The sequence below is a fragment of the Waterburya sp. genome (assembly GCF_058530065.1).
Map to the genome: position 1 here is coordinate 1 of NZ_JBZNBU010000046.1, position 2,958 is coordinate 2,958.

3 protein-coding genes are annotated in these 2,958 nt (G+C 39.3%); 1 reads left to right on the forward strand and 2 read right to left on the reverse strand.

The genetic code is table 11. The features are described from left to right. The coding region (locus AC33VI_RS03095) for a calcium-binding protein (RefSeq protein ID WP_491780805.1) at window positions 1–844 on the reverse strand (844 nt) is incomplete at its 3' end. A gap of 351 nt (window positions 845–1,195) precedes the next feature. On the opposite strand from AC33VI_RS03095, the gene AC33VI_RS03100 reads away from it, so the two are divergent. After that, window positions 1,196–1,624, forward strand: a complete 429-nt coding sequence (locus tag AC33VI_RS03100; protein WP_491780806.1) for a DnaB-like helicase C-terminal domain-containing protein — start codon at window positions 1,196–1,198, stop codon at window positions 1,622–1,624. A 260-nt stretch (window positions 1,625–1,884) separates the two neighbouring features. On the opposite strand, the gene AC33VI_RS03105 is transcribed toward AC33VI_RS03100, so the two are convergent. Next, the coding region (locus AC33VI_RS03105; protein WP_491780807.1) for a helicase-related protein at window positions 1,885–2,958 on the reverse strand (1,074 nt) is incomplete at its 5' end.

Below are 2,958 nucleotides of genomic sequence, written 5' to 3' on the forward strand. Positions count from 1 at the left end.
CAGCAGAAATAATGTCTACTTCATCTCCACCCACTGCTACATCATTGGTATCGGGAAATAGTAGGATATTTGTTTGGTCTTCTTGCCCCGCAGCATATAATCCGCCACCTTCTTGAGGAGTATCAAAAAAAGCTGCCCCTGCAAAATCACTAATAAATAGCGGTACAGTGCTGCCCTCCAACAATTCGTCAGTGGTTTCTACTGGTTCTGGTTCAGACTTCGATTCTACTTCAGGAGTTTCTGTAGAATTCGTAGTTATGGGTAAATCTCCAGTACCCCCATTGGTAAAAACTACAGCGGAATCTTCTCTGGGCAAAACATCTAAATCTAAACCAGCTTCTAGTTTGGCAACTTCTACACCATCCACAGAAAGTTTTCCCGTTCCATTGTTATATTGAACGTCAGTGCTGCCAATAATTACTAGTGCATCTTCGGATTCAAAATCGAGAATAACATCAACATCTCCTGCAATAAATTGATCGGCAAAAAACTCATAGATATCGCTTCCTTCGCCACTAATTAAAATATCCGAACCTTCGTTACCAACAACGACATCATCTCCCGCTCCTCCACGAACAATATCATCTCCCGTACCACCAAACATAAAGTCAGTGCCTTCTGCACCCATGATGTTATCCACACCCCCTCCAGCAGAAATAATGTCTACTTCATCTCCGCCCACTGCCACATCATTGGTATCGGGAAATAGTAGGATATTGGTTTGGTCTTCTTGCCCCGCAGCATATAATCCGCCACCTTCTTGGGGAGTATCAAAAAAAGCTGCCCCTGCAAAATCGCTAATAAATAGGGGTACAGTACTACCAGGATTTAGAGTTGGTGTCATGGATAAATACCTCGTTTAATTAATTTTTTGAGATATTTAAACTGTAGTTTTATTACCCCAATCGAAGATTAGAAAAACCTTAATTCAGCTAAATATTTTTGGCAATTAATTCTAGTTAATTGTCGTTGAAATTTTGAATCTATTTATGCTAAAAAATATTCGATTTTTGCGATTCAAATAATATTTAAAAGCAAGAATCAATAATATAAAAGTATATTAAGCAAAATTGCCACAATCAAAATATTTACCAAGGTTATGAATTGTTTAATTTGCTTCTTGGTATATTTCTAATTAATAAAAATCTAGGGGTTATTTTACTTATTCCCCATATCTCCATATTTTATTTCCATAATGAAAGATCGCGATCGCCAACTAGCAACTGATTACGATAAACAGTCGATTATCCCTGGTATCAGACTAATTATAGCGATCGCTCTTCAAGTCAAAAAAACTATTGTTGACTATGGTTTGGGGGCTGCTATTTTAGGAGTTCTGCCCTTATATGGCAGTTGGATTCCTCCGATTAGAATAATTTTATTAATTGCCCTGAATCTGAAAATGGCATCGAATATTGCTCGATCTTGGGGCTATCATATTGAACAAGATATGGATTTAGGGCTGCTGTTATATCGAGATGATTATTACAATCAAGACAGTGATGACCTTGGCATTATGGAAATAATTGTGGGAAAGAATCGTAACGGTTCTACTGGCACTTGTCGAGTTGTGTTCAATCAGAGCATGGGTATATTTAGTGAAGTCTCCAAACAAATTAACTAAAACTCAAAAAACAAATTGGTATTTTGTCACTGATTTTTTAAAGTAGTATTTTGCTGTCTTATTTACCATCCTGTTCTGAGTATTAATAATTTTTCAGATTCCTTCAAAATTTGAGAACAGCTTTCCCAGTCGATGTTTTCAACTTTGCTGTATCGCTCATCGAAAGGATGTCTCGGTCTGATATTATCAATTAGTTTTTTGGCACGTTCTTCTTCACCAATGGCTATATTGACCCAAGCATCTTGTAAGACATCGGGTATTTATCCAAACAAGCCATGAATTTCTTCTAATCTGGAAGAAAGAAGTTCGTGAACTCTGTCCTCAACTGAGTCACGATAGCGTAAATTAAGAATCCAGATTTCATCTTGTATTTGTCCAATGCGCTGAATGCGTCCTTTACGTTGTTCTAGGCGAGTGGGATTCCAGGGAAGGTCGAGATTTATCAGAGTTCCCAGCTTTTGTAGGTTCAGCCCCTCGCTGGCTGCATCTGTACCTATTATTAGGCGCAATTCACCCCTGCGAACCATAAAAGGATTATATTGCCTTCCATAATCGTGAAGGACTCTGTGTAATTTAGTTATGTCAGGACGTTTTAGTTTATCTATATCGCCACCCTGAATCACAAAATCGCTGTCTTCCATTCTCAAACGTTGACGGATACCTCGGAAGCTACGATGTTCGTTAGCAGGTGGAAAAGGGTTTCGCAGCCAATTCCAGGCATCATGAACATTTTCAGAGATCGATTCTTCTCCCATTACGATAGGAATTACTTCTGAAGCTCTACGCCAGTTACTCCAGGCATTACCAAAAACGCGATCGTTACCCCTACTTAAAATATCCAGCATATCCCAAGCTTCTATCGGATGAAGTTGTACTGGGGTTGCGGTAGCTAAAATCATGCTTTTAGTGCGATCGCTTATTTCCCAGAGAAACCGCATCAAATTATTAGGATCGGCGGGTTCGTTAGGGCTGTTGTCGTTAATTTTCTTTCTTCTAGCTCGATGTGCCTCATCGACGATGACGCATTCGTATTTCATGGCTAACAGAAAATCGATTATTTCCGAACCAGAGGTAATTAGTCCTTGAGAGATAATGCCGATACGACGGGGACAATTTTTAATTGATTCTGCGCCTTTTGAGGGATATTCCAATACATTTTCATCGAGCCAGTAACGACCATTCCAAATCGCTGAAGGGATACCAACTAAATCTTTGAGTTCTCCCTGCCATTGCAATACCAAAGGTTTGGGAGCGATTACTAATACGGGTTTATCTCCATGTAAAGCCATTAGCAGCCCTGAGACGGCAAGCTGTACTGTTTTGCCTAAACCAAC

What these genes read in the sequence shown, in the direction of transcription:
- AC33VI_RS03100 (WP_491780806.1), top strand. Translation starts at nt 1,196, where the DNA reads ATGAAAGATCGCGATCGCCAACTAGCAACTGATTACGATAAACAGTCG.